Source organism: Pseudoalteromonas sp. A41-2 (genome assembly GCF_015767615.1).
Lineage (GTDB): Bacteria > Pseudomonadota > Gammaproteobacteria > Enterobacterales > Alteromonadaceae > Pseudoalteromonas > Pseudoalteromonas lipolytica.
In genome coordinates this window covers 630,030-647,826 of record NZ_CP065231.1, presented here as the reverse complement: position 1 = coordinate 647,826, position 17,797 = coordinate 630,030, and the positions used below count along the sequence as shown (strand labels likewise).

Annotated in this window: 17 protein-coding genes, 1 pseudogene and 1 riboswitch; of the genes and pseudogenes, 5 read left to right on the top strand and 13 right to left on the bottom strand. The window is 41.0% G+C overall.

The features are described from left to right. Positions 1 to 2 precede the first annotated feature (2 nt). A riboswitch (cobalamin riboswitch) is annotated at positions 3 to 158 on the bottom strand. 216 nt (positions 159 to 374) lie between these two features. After that, positions 375 to 857 carry a YajQ family cyclic di-GMP-binding protein gene (locus IT970_RS03125; protein ID WP_036970862.1) on the bottom strand — a complete coding sequence of 161 codons (483 nt, stop codon included), beginning with the start codon at positions 855 to 857 and terminating at the stop codon, positions 375 to 377. A 154-nt stretch (positions 858 to 1,011) separates the two neighbouring features. Between IT970_RS03125 and IT970_RS03120 the strand changes: the two genes are divergently transcribed. Continuing rightward, positions 1,012 to 1,362 carry a VanZ family protein gene (locus IT970_RS03120; RefSeq protein WP_036970865.1) on the top strand — a complete coding sequence of 117 codons (351 nt, stop codon included), beginning with the start codon at positions 1,012 to 1,014 and terminating at the stop codon, positions 1,360 to 1,362. Continuing rightward, on the top strand, positions 1,355 to 2,257 hold the full coding sequence (locus IT970_RS03115) for a ketopantoate reductase family protein (RefSeq protein WP_065978023.1): 903 nt from the start codon (positions 1,355 to 1,357) through the stop codon (positions 2,255 to 2,257). The genes IT970_RS03120 and IT970_RS03115 overlap by 8 nt, the downstream gene beginning before the upstream one ends. Before the next feature lie 121 nt (positions 2,258 to 2,378). On the opposite strand, the gene thiI is transcribed toward IT970_RS03115, so the two are convergent. Together thiI and IT970_RS03105 are read right to left on the bottom strand one after the other, a co-directional pair. Next, positions 2,379 to 3,836, bottom strand: a complete 1,458-nt coding sequence (gene thiI, locus IT970_RS03110; RefSeq protein WP_036970869.1) for a tRNA uracil 4-sulfurtransferase ThiI — start codon at positions 3,834 to 3,836, stop codon at positions 2,379 to 2,381. A gap of 109 nt (positions 3,837 to 3,945) precedes the next feature. Next, the gene (locus IT970_RS03105; protein WP_036971760.1) at positions 3,946 to 4,599 is read right to left on the bottom strand and encodes a TetR/AcrR family transcriptional regulator; all 654 of its coding nucleotides are present in this window, start codon (positions 4,597 to 4,599) and stop codon (positions 3,946 to 3,948) included. 218 nt (positions 4,600 to 4,817) lie between these two features. On the opposite strand from IT970_RS03105, the gene coaD reads away from it, so the two are divergent. Together coaD and IT970_RS03095 are read left to right on the top strand one after the other, a co-directional pair. Further along, positions 4,818 to 5,300 carry a pantetheine-phosphate adenylyltransferase gene (coaD, locus tag IT970_RS03100; RefSeq protein WP_036970871.1) on the top strand — a complete coding sequence of 161 codons (483 nt, stop codon included), beginning with the start codon at positions 4,818 to 4,820 and terminating at the stop codon, positions 5,298 to 5,300. Beyond that, positions 5,297 to 6,673 (top strand): capsule assembly Wzi family protein, encoded by a 1,377-nt coding sequence (locus IT970_RS03095; RefSeq protein WP_196857596.1) that lies wholly within the window; start codon positions 5,297 to 5,299, stop codon positions 6,671 to 6,673. Before coaD ends, IT970_RS03095 begins: the two co-directional genes overlap by 4 nt. A gap of 11 nt (positions 6,674 to 6,684) precedes the next feature. On the opposite strand, the gene IT970_RS03090 is transcribed toward IT970_RS03095, so the two are convergent. The 9 genes and pseudogenes from IT970_RS03090 to argC all read right to left on the bottom strand — a co-directional run bounded on the left by IT970_RS03090 (position 6,685) and on the right by argC (position 14,382). Continuing rightward, positions 6,685 to 7,152: a hypothetical protein gene (locus IT970_RS03090; protein ID WP_143474493.1), complete on the bottom strand. Its 468-nt coding sequence runs from the start codon at positions 7,150 to 7,152 to the stop codon at positions 6,685 to 6,687. Positions 7,153 to 7,210: 58 nt separating this feature from the next. Then, positions 7,211 to 7,720 (bottom strand): hypothetical protein, encoded by a 510-nt coding sequence (locus IT970_RS03085; RefSeq protein WP_196857595.1) that lies wholly within the window; start codon positions 7,718 to 7,720, stop codon positions 7,211 to 7,213. A gap of 12 nt (positions 7,721 to 7,732) precedes the next feature. Continuing rightward, positions 7,733 to 8,260 carry a hypothetical protein gene (locus IT970_RS03080; RefSeq protein ID WP_036970877.1) on the bottom strand — a complete coding sequence of 176 codons (528 nt, stop codon included), beginning with the start codon at positions 8,258 to 8,260 and terminating at the stop codon, positions 7,733 to 7,735. A gap of 7 nt (positions 8,261 to 8,267) precedes the next feature. Beyond that, positions 8,268 to 8,474, bottom strand: coding sequence for a hypothetical protein (locus tag IT970_RS03075; RefSeq protein ID WP_036970879.1), 207 nt, complete (start codon positions 8,472 to 8,474; stop codon positions 8,268 to 8,270). A gap of 583 nt (positions 8,475 to 9,057) precedes the next feature. Further along, a pseudogene (gene argH, locus IT970_RS03070) lies at positions 9,058 to 10,419 on the bottom strand (argininosuccinate lyase); the annotation flags it as partial. A 51-nt stretch (positions 10,420 to 10,470) separates the two neighbouring features. Beyond that, positions 10,471 to 11,673: an argininosuccinate synthase gene (locus tag IT970_RS03065; RefSeq protein ID WP_036970883.1), complete on the bottom strand. Its 1,203-nt coding sequence runs from the start codon at positions 11,671 to 11,673 to the stop codon at positions 10,471 to 10,473. 9 nt (positions 11,674 to 11,682) lie between these two features. Next, positions 11,683 to 12,603 carry an ornithine carbamoyltransferase gene (locus IT970_RS03060; RefSeq protein WP_196857594.1) on the bottom strand — a complete coding sequence of 307 codons (921 nt, stop codon included), beginning with the start codon at positions 12,601 to 12,603 and terminating at the stop codon, positions 11,683 to 11,685. A 7-nt stretch (positions 12,604 to 12,610) separates the two neighbouring features. Continuing rightward, entirely contained in the window at positions 12,611 to 13,372 is a 762-nt protein-coding gene (argB, locus tag IT970_RS03055) for an acetylglutamate kinase (protein ID WP_036970887.1), read from the bottom strand. Further along, entirely contained in the window at positions 13,372 to 14,382 is a 1,011-nt protein-coding gene (gene argC, locus IT970_RS03050) for an N-acetyl-gamma-glutamyl-phosphate reductase (protein WP_065978016.1), read from the bottom strand. The genes argB and argC overlap by 1 nt, the downstream gene beginning before the upstream one ends. A gap of 221 nt (positions 14,383 to 14,603) precedes the next feature. On the opposite strand from argC, the gene argE reads away from it, so the two are divergent. Continuing rightward, entirely contained in the window at positions 14,604 to 15,758 is a 1,155-nt protein-coding gene (gene argE / locus IT970_RS03045; RefSeq protein WP_036970890.1) for an acetylornithine deacetylase, read from the top strand. A gap of 262 nt (positions 15,759 to 16,020) precedes the next feature. On the opposite strand, the gene panP is transcribed toward argE, so the two are convergent. Next, positions 16,021 to 17,649: a pyridoxal-dependent aspartate 1-decarboxylase PanP gene (gene panP / locus IT970_RS03040; protein WP_036970892.1), complete on the bottom strand. Its 1,629-nt coding sequence runs from the start codon at positions 17,647 to 17,649 to the stop codon at positions 16,021 to 16,023. Positions 17,650 to 17,797: the final 148 nt, after the last annotated feature.

The following is a 17,797-nucleotide window of genomic DNA, read 5'->3' as shown; positions in this document are numbered from 1 at the left end:
AAATAGTAAGTTAATTCAAGGCCGGTCTCCGGACTCTGCATATACTGAGCATACGCATTACCGTTGCGGGGGCAGTGTTGGCATTGTTTTCTCCTTGAAAACGCACCAGCTTCCCGATTATCTTGCTGTTATTTCAGCCTTTGAAATAGCATGTATCTAAGCAGATACAGCAAGCACCTTGAAAATAGGCTGCTATTGTGATGATTTTAGGAATAAATGTCAATGGACGTCTAAACTTCTAAATAAAGCTAGATAGAAAGTAAAATAAAAAAGCCAAACACGTTTATGTTTGGCTTTAGATTAGTCACAACTTCACCGTTCTTCTAGTAGAGCTGTGCGTTCGTAGTCAGACAGTGCTTTCGCAATAAAATTAATTAATCGCGGAAGTTTTTGAATTGGAATGGTTGACCTAAATCAGCAGTACGAACAACTTGCATTGCTTCTTGTAAATCATCACGCTTTTTACCCGTTACACGTAACTCTTCACCTTGAATAGCGGCTTGTACTTTAATTTTTGAGTCTTTAATCAACTTGACGATTTTCTTTGCAACGTCTTTTTCGATACCTTGCTTAAGTGCCACATCACGCATGACGAATTTACCGCTGCGCGACTCATCTCTAAGCTCTAAACTAGATACGTCTAAACCGCGCTTTGAAATTTTCGCAGCAAGAATATCGAATAATTGCATAACTTGCTGTGGTGCTTCAGCTTTTAGCTTAATGACTTTGTCGTTTAATTCGATTGATGCATCAACACCACGAAAGTCAAAACGTGTTTCTAATTCACGCTTAGCATTATCCACTGCATTCTGCGCTTCGTTCATTTCTACTTCAGAAACAATATCAAATGAAGGCATGGGGTTCTCCTAACAAGATTTTTAAAATAAATATGCCTAGGATTATAACGTCAATTTTATAAATCTTTACATTTTTCTGCACACCGTTCAGGTGCGATACGAAAATTGTTTGATATACTGCCCATTCATTTTTTAGGCAGTTTAAAGGTTTATTGTGACTAGGCGCATATACCAAATTATATTTTTAGTCAGCATTATTGGCTTCACTATTCTTTTCGCCAAAGAAATTAAAGGCGTAAGTAACCTATTCCCACATGTTGATAAAGTCGCGCATTTTGGCATTTTCTTCGTACTGGCTATGGTGATGGATAAAGCGTTTAAATTACCCCTTATAGTGCAAATATTATTGCTTGCAGGGTACGGTGCTGCCATTGAGTTTATGCAAGATATGCTGCCTTATCGTCAAGCTTCAGTTGCCGATTTTGTTGCCGATTTTATAGGTGCTTCGAGCTACTTTATTATTAAACTTGGTTTTCATTTAGGTAATAAACAGCGCAATGGCTAATATTTTAATTGTAGGTGATGGTGCTATTGGCTTGTTATTCAGTCATTTTTTATCAGCTCAACATACTGTTACCTTATTAACGCGCAAGCCCACTTTGACCACTCGTTTTTATCAACCTTCAAATGGTAAATCACAACCTATTAACGCACGCCTAATTAATCATAAAGAACTTAACCAGTTTGCCCCATTCGAGTGGGTGTTATTTACGGTGAAAGCCTTTCAGGTTGAAGCTGCATTTAAGCAACTTCAACCTTATCTAGCTGAGCACTGCCAAGTTATCTTGTCTCATAATGGCATGGGCAATGTGGATGAACTTAACGCCGCGCTTTCGGCCCATCAAGGTCTATCATTTTTAACCACTCAGCAGGCGGGGTTCAAAGCAACTCAATACAGCGTGAATCATACTGGTGACGGTGCCAGTCTTTTAGGTACGTGTAATGATGCGGCGCGCAAAGTGCTAAAGCAGATCGAGCAGCACTTTAGCAGCTTACCTAATTTTAGTGTTACCGATGATATTCATACCCTTCGTTGGCAAAAACTGTTGGTGAATATCGCAATTAATCCGCTGAGCGCTATTCATAATGTAAAAAACGGTCAACTTCGTACGCCGCACTTTAGCTCACGAATTATTAATTTACTCAGTGAGGCGTGCTTAGTTGCTAACAAACAAGGTATTTCACTCTCATTAAGTGACGCGCTAAACAATGCCTACAGTGTAATGAGTGCAACCGCCGCAAACTTTTCGTCGATGCAACAAGATATTAGCCATAATAGAGCGTCTGAGATTGACGCTATTTGTGGGTATGTATGTGAGCAAGGCGCTAAGCTTGGAGTGAAAACCCCCTACAATCAAGCCATGCTTAGTATGATAAAAGCCAAATCTGCAGGGCTTTAACAACACCCCTCTTCTATTATGGCGGCTGGAAGGTGTGCCAATTAACAGCAAATTGAAAAGTCAGCGTCTTTCGTTAGGCATTAAAAAAGCGCGAAATTCGCGCTTTTCTATACCCGTTTACTTATGGGCGATACACTTTTACGTTGCTAAAGCCTTCTTCGTGTAAAATAAGCGCTTGTAGCTGGCTCATTACCCCTTTAGCACAATATAAGTAGTATTCTTTATCTTTTGGTAAATCACCAAACTTAGTCGCTAAGCGGAAAAATGGTAAATGAATTACTTCGATACCTTCAAGCTCTAGCGGGTTAGCGTCTTCTTCTTCTGGTGAACGAATATCAACAACCACAGCGTCTTTTGGAAGATCAGAGACTGACTCTGCTTCTTTCACTTCTTGTTTTGCTTCGGTATCAATGTCGCGGACATCCATAACACGTGCATTTTCAACCACCGTATTAAGTACATCAAAATCAAATTTAGCTTCTTCAGCTAAGATGGTTTTAATTTTTGCTTTAACTGTTGGTTTTTTAGATATTACACCACAGTATTCAGGCATACTCTCTGCCATTTCTGCTGTGCCAATTTTACGTGCAATATTAATAATATCTTGCTTGTCGTGTTGAATAAGTGGGCGAATGATCAGCGTTTCGGTGACACGGTCAATCACACTTAAATTTGCCAGCGTCTGACTCGAAACTTGGCCAATACTCTCACCGGTAACAAGTGCTTGTACACCTAGTTTTTCAGCCACTTGGCTACCAGCACGCATCATCATACGTTTAAGGACAACGCCCATTTGGCTGTTTTCAATGTTTTCGAGTATTTCCGCTACGACGGGTTCAAAATCAACAGTGACAAATTTCACTTTATGGGTTGAGCTAAACTGTTTCCAAATGTAGTAACTTGCTTGCTTCACGCCAATTTCATGCGCTGCGCCGCCTAAGTTAAAGAACAAAAAGTGAGTACGAGCCCCTTTTCTGATCATTTGATAACTAGCAACACCTGAGTCAAAACCACCTGACATCAGTGATAGCACATCTTCTTGCGTTGGTAATGGGAAACCAGCCATACCAAAATGAGTCTCTGTAACAATGTAGGCTTTTTCGTCACGCACTTCTAAACGTACTGTTACCTCTGGGTGAGATAACTTAACGCGCGCGCCCTCTACATGTTGATTTAACCCACCCCCTACATAGCGTTCAACATCACTTGATGTAAAGTCGTGCTTACCAGAGCGCTTACAACGAACACAAAATGTTTTGCCTTCAATGGTGTGGCCGATTAATTCTTTGGCTTTTTGGTAAATGTCATCAAGCGATTCGAAATCAGTCTCGGTTACTTCTATAAACTGTACGATCCCAGGTATACGCTTTAAGCCATCGATGATATCAAGACGGACTTGTTCTGACTCCAAGAGACTTACAACTGAAATATTATCCCAGTTGTTTCTTACTTGCACTTTTTCGTCAACACGACGTAAAACGATCTTAATGTTATTTTCTAATAACTTGGTAAAACGCTTACGTACAGATTTACTCTTGATAGCGATTTCTGGGTGTAATTTGACGATAAATTTAAGCATAGTTCACTCTTAGACTGTGGAATTCACACGCCTTGAGACATACCAACCTCAAGGGCGCGCGATTATAACAAAAATTATAGCGTCTAGGAAATAAACTGCTTTAGACGGATTATTGTGCCGTTGGTTCAGCGTTAGCTAAAGCTAAGTACTTCGCGCGTAATTGGTTAACTTGCGCTAGGCTATGCTCAGTACAGTGGGCTTTTAATAGTAATAACACCTTTAAAATACCGTGGTAAATATCTTGCCTTGCCAATTCACCACTTAAGCGACGCGCTTTGATATAAGGTGTCCAGAAACTCACTGTCATTTTTAACATATGAGCAAGCTCTGTTACATCAGCATCTTCAATGGTGATAATATCACCCGCTCTCAACGCTAATAAAACCTCTTTGACTTGTTCAAGTAATGCCGCCTGAAATTCGATGTAATCTTTTTTAAGGGCTTCGTCTCGCGACAAAATGTCACCCAAGTTGTCATAAAAAAACTGGTATCGCCACATCAATTCAAACAAAGAGTCTAAATACCCTGCTAAGTTTTCGAGTGCATCATCATCCGGGGTTAACGGCTTGAAGTGAGTGTGCAAGTGCTCACTATATAAAGCAAATATATGACGGATGATATCTTCTTTATTTTTAAAGTGATAATACAAATTACCCGGACTAATACCCATATGTGCAGCTATATGATTGGTTGTTATGGCACGCTCACCATGGAGGTTAAATAACTCAATGCTGGTGTGTATAATTTTATCCTTAGTGCTCATATGCTGATTACTCTGTTTTTTATGATTATTAAGTACTGAAAGCCAAGCAGTATAAACAAATGCGCGGCAATAAAATACTACCTTGAAAAAATCTAACCTCAATCGGTTTACCGTTCCTTTTTAGGGACAAAAACTAGTAAGATACGCGTATTTTCTAAGCTGCATACAGACTCAAACACTGTTAATATAACAAGCAAATTTATAGATAGCTGATAGTTATGAACGTTACTGCAATATATCCGGGCACATTCGACCCGCTAACAAATGGCCACACAGACCTAATTCATCGCGCTGCAAAAATGTTCGATCACGTTATTGTTGCAATTGCGCACAACCCAAGTAAGCAACCTTGCTTTACACTTGATGAGCGTGTTGAACTGGCTAATAAAATATTAGCGCACCTTGATAATGTCAGTGTTATCGGGTTTTCTGGTTTACTGGCTGATTTAGCGCGCGAGCATAAAGCAGAAGTACTTATTCGCGGTATTCGTGCAGTGTCAGACTTTGACTATGAATTTCAATTAGCAAACATGAACCGCCGCCTAAACCCTGATTTAGAGAGCGTGTTTTTAACGCCTGCCGAAAAAAATTCTTTTATCTCTTCAACCCTAGTGAAAGAAGTAGCACGTCATCATGGCGATGTAAGTGAATTTGTTGACCCAATAGTTGGCAAAGCATTACAGGAAAAAATACACGGATGAAATTAAAGAAGCTCATTAGCTTAAGTGCATTACTAATGATCTCTGCGCCAAGTATTGCTGGGCCATGGATAGAAAGCGATGACCCACTGCTACGCGCATCAATCGAAATGCTATTTAATCAAGGCGTTATTAAGCAACCGATTAATAGCTACCCGCTTATGTGGCAAGGAATTGCACGAGACTTAGCGTCTGTAAATACCAGCCAACTTAACGCGCAAAGCTTGTTTGCTTATCAGCATGTAAAACATGCGTTAGATAATGCGAAGCAAAAAACCAGCTCGAGTGTGCGCTTAAATTACAATAGCGAGCCTGAAACACACCAAAGCTTTGGTAAACGCCACCAGCAAAAAAGCGGTATAAATAGTTACGGCTCAATCACAGGTCAGCGTGTCAGTGCAAAAGTCAGTGTTAATTACGCCGATGAGGCACTCGATACACAGCATGTTAATTACCAAGACAGCTATTTAGCTGTGCTTGTCGGTAACTGGTCTATTAGTGCTGAACAAGTCAGTCACTGGTGGGGGCCTAGTAACGAAAATGCGCTGTTACTCTCTAATAATGCCGCGCCCATGAAAGGACTGCGTTTTAGTCGAGCTAATAGCCAGTATGTTGGCCCACATTGGTTATCGTTTGTGGGGAATTGGCAGTTAACGGGGATATATGCCAAGCAAAAACCGTATCTAAACAGCAGTGAAAAAGGTGATTATTGGGCCCTCAGATTTGCCAGTACACCACTTATGGGACTAGAAGTTGCCTTTAATACTGCCGGTTCTGACTATTTAACATCAACCGAGCGTGATGTCATTGCATTAGAAAATAACAAATCGACTCACCGTTTAACAAGTTTTGATATTAAGTACTCAACAAGTGCGTTATCGCACCCTGTGGCATTCTACGCAGAGGTAATGGGTCAAAACAAAAGTGGTTTAGCACCCAGCGATCCGTTCTACACGTTAGGCGTTGAAAGTTATTTTGGTACATCGGATAGTTTACTAAAAACGTATTTAGAGTACTCAAACACAGAACAAACATGTGAACTACATAGCGAGTGTGTGTACGGCTCAGGAAGCTATACTCAACGCCAGCGACTTGTAGGAAGCTCAATACCACAACAAAGTAAATCGGCTATCCTTGGAGCCTATTACCATACTTTAGATGGCTATGGTGGACATGCAAAGCTACGATGGATTGATAGTGAACGCCTTGATAACGAAACCATTACCAGCGTAAGCCAATTGCAACTTGAACTTGGCTACCAACAAGCACTCTTCAATGGTCTTTGGAAAGTAACAGGGCTGGTCTCAAAAGATGAGATGGGCGACGACTCAAACACGAATACAGCACTTAGAACAAGCTGGGAATACCGTTTCTAGAGCGGGTGAGGTCAGGCTAATTTGGTTTGACCTCGCATGCTTCTATAAAGCTTTACTAACCCTAAAAAATCCTTATTACAAAACAGCGCTATAAGCATCATCATGTCCATGAGATTCACTGTAATAGTGTAAAAATCCCAAAACCACCACTCACCCGTATAAGTGTAGTTAATATCATAGTACATCCCTAAAAACAGCGATGTATTTACTAAAAGCCCCGTGTAAATATACAGCTTTGCAGGCACTTCAAGAAAGGTTTTTTGGTGGGCGACTAACCAGATAACGGCCAACATCAATAAATCAGAGCCAGCCCAAATGACGTATGCAAAACTCGAATCTAACATATTGTAGCCAAACGCTATATTAAGTAATGGGTCACTAGCCATGTAAGAGATAAACATAGCCAGCGCCATCCACATCACTGTTTTATCACCATTTGGCGATGAAGACTTCTTCACCATGTTATATAAAAAGGCCATTAAAAATCCCCACATGATGAAAGTAGCGAGATAAAGGCCAAAGTTTTCTTGCAAGAGTTTAAGCACTGGGCAGTTTTCTAGTCGCTTTAGGACTAAAACGTTTCGCTACTGCTGCAAACTTAAAAAAATCCTTGTTAGTAAGTAATGCGGCTATCATCATAAGATCAATAATATTTACGCCGAACGAATAGATACTCCAAAGGATCCAAGGAGTACGATTTTCAACAAGTACGATATCTACAAAAATAGAAAGCATCAAAAGAGAGTTTAAAAACAAGCCTACAACGATATAATAAATGGCACAGAAAGAGTCGGCTCGCCCACAGTAAATCCAAATAAATATGGCCGCGATGGTTATAACATCAAAGTAAAACCAGTTCAGATAGATATTGCTTGATAAATTTAATACTCCACTCAAGAAGTATGAAAGCATCATTATCAAGGACAAAACGACAAGACGTTTATCTGGTTTGTTAATGTGGGTTACTAAATTGAAAAGGAATGCCATTAAAAACCCCCATTCAATGAAGGCTCCTATCAGGCTTCCTACTACATCACTGATATACATAGCTTAACTTTTTTAAGCTAACTTATGAGTTTTGAGAGAATTATGTATAAATGTTTTAAACTTATTCAATCCAAGAAAGTCACGATCAACAATCAAAGCAACAATCATACAAAAGTCTACAATATTTACTCCTAAAGAGTAGATATCCCATAAAATCCAATGAGTTGTATTTTTATATACCTGCACATCTAAATACACTGCAAGAAATAAAATTGTGTTAATTAAAAGGCCTGTGATGAGGTAAGCAAAGGAAGGAGTTGTACGTTTTATAATAAAAAATGAAACAACTAAAAACGTAAGAGTTGCAATGTCATATAATGCCCATTCAAGAAAAGTAGCAGCTGTATAAGAAATCCAACTAAAGAAGTAATCTCCCGCCATGTAAGAGATCATCATAATAGTAGAGCTTACGAGCAACGTGGTCTTACGCTTATTTTCGTCGATAAAATAAACAAAAATATTAAAGAAAAACGCCATTAAAAATCCCCATGCACTCATCGCAGATAGGGAAAAAAAACCAAGTTGCTCAGTAAAAAACATTCAGTACCTATTGCTCTTTCTTACTTGGTGGGAACATCGCACCACCACCACGTTGAATCTCAGCACCACTTGATAAAGAAAGCGCTTCACTTGATATACTCACTGTATCAGATTGCAGGGTTTTATTACTAGTAGTTTGTTCCAAAGCGGGCTTTGTTTGTTGCATTTGGCTGTAAGCTTGCATTTGAAGTTGGCTATTGTTCGTAACTTGCATGAGTTAAATCCTTTAAAGTTATTAGTTGTTTACAATAAGCTTACAACAGGTTGTAAGCTGAGTTAAGCGTTCTCATTCTTTTGACGCTTTTTGCAGTAAAATAACTGCTGTCTCTAACTTTGCAATTAGTGATCCAACTTTTTAGAAACAACGATCATTTTGATCAATTTCGGCTGATCTTTGTAAATTTTAGGCATAAAAAAACGCACAGGGGTAACCGTGCGTTTTTCCTATCCAGGGAGTTAAGCCTCGTTTTTACACGGGATCACCGCATTATCACAAGACTTCAAAATGAATTTCGTTCTTTTAACGTGAGCGACACACATTATTTTCATCGTGTATAAGACAAACAGCCTCATCACACTTTTTGCATAACGAGTAATACATTATGGCGTTGAGTTAATAGACATCGTGCCAAATTTTTGGCTATTGTTTATAAACTATCAGCACCACACAATAAAATGTCTGTGCACGCTGTCACGTTGGTGCGGCAAGAATTCAGCCATCCATAGCTTTAAGCCGAAATAACAGAACCGTTAATTCGGCATCAGCTTAATGTGCATTACACATCTTTATTAGCAGACTTCTTGGCATTGTCGATGGCGCTCGTTACTTGTTCTAACGAGGTCCCCCCTAAAGCCTGTCGCGCTTTAATACATGCATCTATTTCTAATACAGGATATACATCTGATTCGAAAATGCTATGCACAGATTTGAATTGCTCTAAACTTAAATCTTCTAAGTTATTCCCTTCGGTAATAGCCATTTGCACTAAGGTGCCTACGATGTGGTGACCTTCTCTAAAAGGGATGCCTTTAGCCACTAAATAGTCAGCTAATTCGGTGGCGTTAGAGTGCCCCCCTTTTGCTGCGGCTAGGGTCTTTTCAGCATTAACTTTAATCCCTTTAATGCATGCTTGTGCCATATGAATACACGCAAGCCACGTTGGCATCGCATCAAACAAGCCTTCTTTGTCTTCTTGCATATCTTTATTATATGCAAGTGGTAAGGCCTTTAAGGTCATCATCATGGCACTAAAAGCACCAAAAACTCGCCCTGTCTTACCCCGAATTAGCTCAAGTGCATCTGGGTTTTTCTTTTGTGGCATCAATGATGAACCCGACGTCACACCATCCGACAATTCAACAAACCCTGCTTCACCAGAATTATAGAAAATAAGATCTTCAGCCATACGAGATAAATGAATCATTGAGATAGAGGCACAGCTTAATAGCTCCACCACAAAGTCGCGATCAGACACTGCATCAAGACTGTTGCGCGTTGCAGCGGTAAAACCTAGCCCCTCGGCAAGCGTTTGCCTATCAATTGGGTACGCCGTACCTGCCAGTGCACCACTGCCTAATGGACAAAAGTTCATACGCTTTTTCGCATCTGTTAAACGACTTTCATCACGCTCAAGCATTTCCACATACGCCATACACCAATGGCTAAAGAGCACGGGCTGCGCGCGTTGCAAATGTGTATAACCCGGTAAAATAGTACCCAGCTCACGTTCTGCTAAAGCAATAAATTCGGCCTTTAAATCAGCAATAGCGTCAAGAATATGATCCGCTGTATCGCGACACCATAAACGGAAATCTGTAGCAACTTGGTCGTTGCGGCTACGACCTGTGTGAAGTTTTTTTGCTAAGTCGCCAACTTTGTCAATTAATGCCGACTCAACATAAGAATGAATATCTTCATGCCCTGCCACAGCGACAGCCTGTGGATTAGCTTTAACCTCATCCAACAGAGTATTAAGTGCTGCGACAAGATCGTCGTATTCTTGTTGATTTAATACATCAACCTGTTTAAGCGCACCGGCCCACGCAACTGAGCCAATAATATCTTGCTCTGCAAGCTGATAATCAAAGGGAAGTGAATCGTTAAATTGCTTAAATGCTTCATCTGGACCCGTAGAAAAACGTCCGCCCCATAATGCCATTGAATTCTCTCCAAACGCTGATATTGCCCCGCTGAACGGGGCAAAATAAAATTATTTTTTCGTTAATGCAGAGATTCTGCTCGAAAGTGAGAATAAACGAATAAACCCTTCAGCATGTGATTGGTCGTATACATCATCTTCACCAAAGGTTGCAAAGTCTTCACTGTATAAGCTGTTAGGTGACTTCTTCTGTACAGCAGTTACTTGACCTTTATACAGTTTAAGAACAATTTCACCTGTTGCCAGCTTTGAGAGTGATTCAGCAGCTGCAAGAATTGAATCTTTAAGCGGCGTAAACCAACGGCCGTCATACACTAAGTGTGAAAACTCACCACCCAGCACTTCTTTCCACTTGCGGCTTGATTTATCTAACACTAGCTCATCAACAGCTTGCAGTGCAGCCATGATTACTGTGCCCCCTGGTGTTTCATAACAACCACGCGATTTCATACCAACTAAACGGTTTTCAACAATATCTACACGGCCTACACCATGTGGCGCTGCGATATCATTTAGCTTAACTAAACAATCGTATGGTTTTAATGTCTCACCATTAACCGCAACCACTTCACCTTCTACTACGTTTAATGTCACATATTCAGGCTCGTTTGGTGCTTGCTCTGGAGAGTTAGTCCAGGTCCACACTTGATCGCTCGGTTGGCACCATGGATCTTCAAGCTCGCCACCTTCGTGCGAAATGTGCCATGCGTTTGCATCACGGCTGTAAATTTTTGTAGCAGATGCTGAACAAGGGATATTGCGCTCTGCCAAGTAATCTAGTAATGATTCACGGCTTGATAAATCCCATTCACGCCATGGCGCAATCACTTTAAGATCAGGCGCTAATGCTGCGAAACATGATTCAAAACGCACTTGGTCGTTACCTTTACCTGTGCAGCCATGCGACAGTGCATCAGCCCCCACTTTACGCGCAATCTCTACTTGTGCTTTTGCAATAATAGGGCGCGCCATCGACGTACCCAGTAAATAGGTACCTTCGTAGATAGAGCCTGTTTTTAATGTCGGATAAATATAATCACTGACCATTTCGTCTTTTAGGTCAACCACATAACACTCAGATGCACCTGAAGCGATTGCTTTGGCCTCAACGCCTTCAAGCTCTTCAGCACCTTGGCCTACATCAGCAACGAATGCGATAACTTCACAGCCGTAGTTCTCTTTTAACCACGGCACGATTGCCGATGTATCTAGACCACCAGAATAGGCTAATACGACTTTTTTGATTGAACTCATTGGTGTTCCTTAAACAAAATTTGGATTTAATAATGTGACAAGCAGTGCGTTTTGCGCATGCATACGATTTTCTGCTTGTTGAATAATTTTTGATGCAGGGCCATCCATTACCTCAGAGGTAATTTCAAATTCGCGATGAGCTGGCTGGCAATGCAACACTGTTTGCGCGCCCGTTTGATCAAGCAACGCTTGATTTAACTGGTACGGCATATATTTAGCCTTAACTTGCTCAAGTGGGGTTTTATCTCCCATAGATACCCACGTATCAGCATAGACTGCATTTGCGCCGACTGCCGCTTCAATTCTGTCACTGACCATCACAGATGCACCATTCATGGCTGCAATTTGCTCTGCTTGTTTGAGAATCTGTGAATCTGGAGAACTCCCCTTAGGGCAAACCGCCACAAAATCAGTCCCTAACGTTGCAGCAAGTAACATAAGTGAATGCGTCACGTTATTGCCTTCACCTAAATAAGCAAGCTTCAGTTTACTGACATCGCCGTGTACTTCTTGCAGCGTTAAGAAATCCGCTAATGCTTGGCATGGGTGGTATAAATCACACAGACTATTCACCACAGGCACTGACGAAAATTCAGCAAGCGTAGTTAATGTTTTATGTGCAAATACACGAGCCACAATACCGTCGGCCCAAGTAGAAATATTTAAAGCAAAATCTTTCACCGATTCACGTGCACCCATAGCCCCAATTTGTGAGTCTAAATACACAGCATGGCCACCTAATTTATTAATGCCTATATCGAATGATAAACGCGTGCGTAAGCTTGGTTTTTCGAATAATGTCACCACTGATTTGCCCGCTAACGCTTGGCTAAAATCAACAGGGTTTGCTTTAATTTTTTGCGCTAAGTCTAATAATTTAAGCGCGCCTTTTTGGTCTAATTCAAGACCCGATAAAAAGTGAGTTAACATGTAATACCTATGGTGTAATCTTTGTTCCAACGTGCTCGCCTTGCAATAAAGCGACTAAATTTTCTGGCTTTAACCAGCTTGAGATATACACACCACGTCGTAAATGTTGGGCAGCAAGAAGACTGGTCTTAACTTTGACCTCCATCCCGCCCTGAATAACTCCTTGAAGAATTAATGCATCTATTTGCTGCGTATTAAGTTGATGTAATGGTTGCTTATTTGCATCAAGTACCGCTTCTACATCAGTCATAAAAATAAGTTCTGCATCAAGCTCTTTCGCAATCGCTGCGGCCGCTTCATCTGCATTTACGTTGTACCAAAGTCCCTCTTCATCAAAACCAATAGAGCTGACTAATGGTAGACGGCCTTGTTCAATTAAGCTGGGTAAAATACTGTCGATACTGTCACAGCATTGCCCAACTTGCCCCAACGCTTTTAATTTTTGCTTAACCACAACACCGGCTTCATAAAGGCTCATACCCACAGGTTTATGACCCGAGGCAATGGCTTGACTCATTAGTTGTTTATTAGCACAGCCAGCTAACGCCCCAACGATGTATGGCATTTGTTCTTTTGGACTGATACGTAAACCTTGGTGCTTAGCACTGGCGAATCCCGCATCCATAAGCCATGCATCAACTAATGCACCCCCACCATGAACAATCACAAAGTTAGCTTGCTGTTGTGAGATTAAAACATCAAATAGGGCTTTTGCAGCATCGGCAGTATTTAATACCGCACCGCCAATTTTAATGACCCATGTTTTCATCATAACGCTCCTACTAATCCGGTATGATGAGGTATACCCATCGCTAAATTAATACATTGCAATGCTTGCCCAGCCGCCCCTTTTAACAGGTTATCAATGGCCGACATAACAATGAGCTGTTCGCCTTTTTGTTGCCACGCAATATCAACATACGGCTGTTTAGCAACGCCTTTAATACTGGGTATTTTGCTTCCAAGTAAACGAATCAACGGTTCATCGGCTAACACCTGATACGCTTCTGTTACTTGCTCTGGTGTTACACCGGGTTTTAATTGCACATAAATAGTTTCTAAAATTCCCCGCGGAAAATTCCCCAAATGCGGGGTAAATAACACAGGATGGCCTAAATGTTGTTCAATTTCAGGTGTGTGCCTGTGGTTAAATAACCCATAAGGCGCAAGTGATACTTCGCAAAAATGCGTATTAACACTCGCTTTTCTACCCGCCCCCGTGACGCCTGACACGGCATTAATAATAATTGTTTGCTCTGCTAATAAGCCGGCTTCTTTCAATGGTTTTAATGAGTTAAGTGCGGCTGTAGGATAACAGCCTGCAACCGCAACCAAATTTGCCTGACTGATTGCATCCGCATTCCACTCTGCTAGTCCATAGGCTGCTTGTGTTAAAAGCGTTGGATGCTGATGCGCAAAGCCATAGTAAGTGAGGTAATCCTCATTCCCAGCTAAACGAAAGCCGCCTGATAAATCGAATACTTTTTTACCCATTGCTAAAAATCGAGGAGCAAGGTCAACACTCACTTCATGATCTGTACATAAACACACGTAATCAGCATGCTGTTCGATGTCGGTATAAGCGGCTGCTGTTAATGGCTGTAATGGATGGTCTAAAAGCCCTAAATGCTCAGGATATAAGTCACTTAAACACTTATTTTTATCTAAGCTGCCCTCAGAGACATAACATGCCTTTAAAGTTAGTTGTGGGTGCTTGGCGACTAAACTCGCAAGCTCTGCGCCGCTATATCCACTTGCGCCAATAATCACTACATTCATTGCTTGGTTTTACCTATTTAACTTATCTATTTACACATTTAAAACTACTCGCTGTTTAGCGAATAAAAACACTATCTAAAGTAATGAAATAAGGTTATCGTCGTTTTGTGTTCATACGCTACTTTAAAGTATATTTATGCTCAAAAAGTGAATTGATATTCATAATAAATACTTTTATATTGTTATGCAATTAGATTGAATAATTATTTTTGGATTTTTTTATGTCGCTTCCCTCTTTTTTATCGATGTATCAACAATTGATTGCTGCGCCTTCAATTAGTGCAATTGAAGACTCTTTATGCATGAGCAATAAAGAGGTCATTACCTTACTTGCCAATTGGTGCGAAACCTTAGGCTTTAGCTGCGAAATTACAGAGCTTGAGCATGGCAAAGGTCGCTTTAATTTATTAGCGAGACGGGGTGAAGGTGAAGGGGGACTGATGTTAGCGGGCCACACCGATACCGTGCCATTTGATGACAGCCGCTGGAATTATGATCCGTTTAAATTAAGCGAGCATGACAACAAGTTATTCGGTTTAGGCAGCATTGATATGAAAGGTTTTTTTGCTTTTGTACTGCAGGCCATTAGTGAGCTTGATGCAAGCCAGCAAACAGAGCCTTTATTAATTTTAGCCACAGCCGATGAAGAAACGACAATGGCGGGTGCTCAGCAAATATGTCGCCACCCTAATTTAAAGCCCGCGCGCTGTATTATTGGCGAGCCAACAGACATGACACCGGTGTTTACTCATAAAGGCCACATGAGTTCAGCGATTCGCGTTGTGGGTCGTTCGGGTCACAGCTCAGACCCTGAGCGAGGCTTAAATGCCATCGAAGTCATGCATAAAATGATTACAAAACTGTTAATCATTAAAGACGAATTAAAGAATAAATATTCAGTTGAGCACTTTGTAATACCGTACCCAACATTAAACCTAGGTCATATTCATGGCGGCGATAACGCAAACCGTATTTGTGGCTGCTGTGAAATGCACATTGATATGCGCCCACTACCCGGTTTAAGCGTACAAGAGCTGCAAGCCATTTTGATTAATGCAGCCAATGAAATAAATACTGAGTATCCAAACGCTGTCAGCGTTATTGACTTACACGACCCAATACCTGCATTCAGCGGCAGCACAGATAGCGCTTTAGTAAAACTGGCAGAAAAGGTGTCAGGCCAACCTGCGGTTGCAGTTAACTACTGCACCGAAGCGCCGTTTATTCAACAATTAGGCTGTGAAACGATTGTTATGGGGCCAGGGTCAATCAACCAAGCACATCAGCCTGATGAGTTTTTAGCCATGGAAAAAATCAAACCATCGCAACAGATCATCAGTGAAATGATTAAGGCTAGCTGTTTTCAAAAGGCATAATACCATTTTGCAATAATTTTTAATCATTTTGAGGGATTAAACCAGTCGCTAACTGCGTTAAAAATTGCTGATTTACGACTGCATAGATGCAGAAGGTAGAGCAATGCAGGAGCAATGCAGGAGCAATTGCCGAGAATACCTAAATAACGAAATTTTTGCTTTGTTATCAACGAGCTTTTATTGCCTCAACCTTGCTCATTGAAATACGCAAATTGGTATAAAAAAAGGAGCTTTCAAGCTCCTTTTTACTTATTTATATCACCTAATCCATGTACTTACTTAAATACTTTTTAAATACAGGATCTGTTTTAGACAGTTCTTTTTGCTCTGCAAGAATATCTTTTAATATAGCCTTTGACGTAAGCGGATTCGCTAACACAACTCTAAACACCACGGTAGGCTGGTAATCGTATTGCGCAGGGGTTAAACGTGTACGCGATACAAAAGAACGCCCAGCTTCACGCTGACGTTTTTGCATACTGGCCGTAAAACGGTTCAGTGAAGCATAAATATCGAGTTTAGTTTCTTCGTCAGCATTTTTAAGTTTTTCTTGAATCTGTTTAGGGACATATCGATAGGTTAATAAACACAATTCAGGTTCTGAAATCAGCTCAAAGTCTTCGTCTTGCCTAATTAATTCAGCAAAGGTACGTGCTTTAACGATACTGCGATCAATCAGCATCTCGTAACCTTTACGACCAATGACACGTAAGCATGCATGCACCAACATTGCCATGCCTGGGCGACTACCTTCAAGCGTATGACTCCCCAAATCTTTTGAGCCTTTACGTAAAATATACTCTGCATGATGCTCAATCGCATCGGTTGCTGCTGGGTCTTTAAATAACACTAAACCAGCGCCCATTGGCACATACATCTGTTTGTGGGCATCGATTGTAATTGAATCGGCTCGCTCAACACCACTCAATAAATGGCGATAGTTTTGCGATAATAAGGTTGCTCCTCCCCATGCTGCATCAACATGGAAATGACAGCCCAATTCTTCACTTAAATCAGCCATATCATTAAGGGGGTCAATACTGCCTGTTTCCGTAGTACCCGCAACACCTACCAGCGCCATTACCTTAATGCCTGCCGCTTCCAGTTCTTGCGCTTTTTCACGCATGGCTTGAATGTCTACTTTATTGTTCTTATCGGTTTTTATTGCAATGATATTGTCGCGACCAATTCCCAATAAATCGACTGTTTTACCAAGAGAGTAATGACCTCGTTCAGAAACCAGTACAGCAAGCCCTTTATAGCCATAATGCAACATACCCGCAATTAAGCCTTGAGCTGCAATTCCTTTGTAATCGCCATCCGCTCTTAATAAACGGTTTCGTGCAATCCACAGTGCGGTAATGTTGGCAACTGTCCCCCCTGAGCAAAATGCACCGAGTGACGTTTTTGCACTATGCATCCACTTACTGTAAAACGCATCATCTTGTCCATATACAAGGTGATGCATCATACCAAGCACTTGTCGTTCAAGTGGGGTGAACGCTTTTGAGGTTTCAATTTTTACTAAGTTTTGATTCAGACCTACCATCAACTTTGATAACGGCAGTACAAAGTGCGGTAAAGCAGAAGTCATGTGGCCAATAAAGCTAGGCGCGGCTGTATGAACTGAATGCGCAACAAGTTGCTCCATAATATCTTGAGCATAGTCAGATACAAATGTGGGCTCTTCTGGAATCATTGCCGATTGAAAGTCTTTCTCTATCTCATGAAGAGGCTTCTCAATCGCAGCAATATTCTCGTTTAAGAATCCTGCAAGGTTGCTTGAAATCTCTGATTCAATTTTACTCAGTGTCGAGTCTGGTGCTTCTGGCACCGTAAAAATACGAATCAAACTTTCTTTAGAGGCGACGGCACAACGCTTTTGATCCATCCTAATACCCATTATAAGCAGCTTAAAAATGAACCCAATGCAGGAACATTGAGGTTTACATTTTGCGGCACTGTTTCTATGAAATTGGCTAACTTTACTGGAATATCATGAAAATGTCTCGCTTAAAGCCAAAAAGCCATGCTTTCGG